1 protein-coding gene is annotated in these 523 nt (G+C 23.7%); it reads right to left on the bottom strand.

Going from position 1 to position 523, the window contains the following annotated elements; genetic code table 11:
• Nucleotides 1-269, bottom strand: a 269-nt coding sequence (locus CN514_RS19690; protein ID WP_141529434.1) for a hypothetical protein, incomplete at its 3' end; no start/stop codon positions are given.
• Nucleotides 270-523 lie beyond the last annotated feature (254 nt).

Here is a 523-nt window from a genome sequence, read left to right as displayed (position 1 = left end):
TTATTAACTAATACTAAATTTGAATCAACGTTTAACACTTCTAATAATCCAGATTCATCTTCTTTTGTAGTTTTATAATAATCTGGAAAATTTAGTACATTATCATTTTTTACAATGTCATTTTTAACTTTAGCATTCTTTTTAATAACAATCGTTTTAGGTTCTTTGTTTTGTTCATAAAGTGTACCTGCCACTCCAGCTACTAGAACTAAGGAAATTACGATCCCTAAAATTGGTTTTTTTCTACGATTTTTCATAACTCTGGACAATTGTTTTCTCCTCCTATAATTTCTATACTTTTTATCGTTTCTTAATTGTTTGTTGTCGTAAGTATTTGATAGATGTTTAATAAAGTTATTTTTATTCTAGTATCGTCACGAATTCTTTTAATCAAACTACTAATAATCAACGTTTAAGATTAAACAAAAGCTAAAAAGAAAATAGTTAAATTTGTTTTACTAAAAATTAGACGATTTAATTATACAAAAAGTTTTATAATCTGACATTTTTTTTAATTATATGT

The sequence above is a fragment of the Bacillus sp. AFS001701 genome (assembly GCF_002559405.1).
Taxonomy (GTDB): domain Bacteria; phylum Bacillota; class Bacilli; order Bacillales; family Bacillaceae_G; genus Gottfriedia.
The sequence above is the reverse complement of the archived record's forward strand: the minus strand, read 5'-3'. Positions and strand labels throughout refer to the sequence as shown.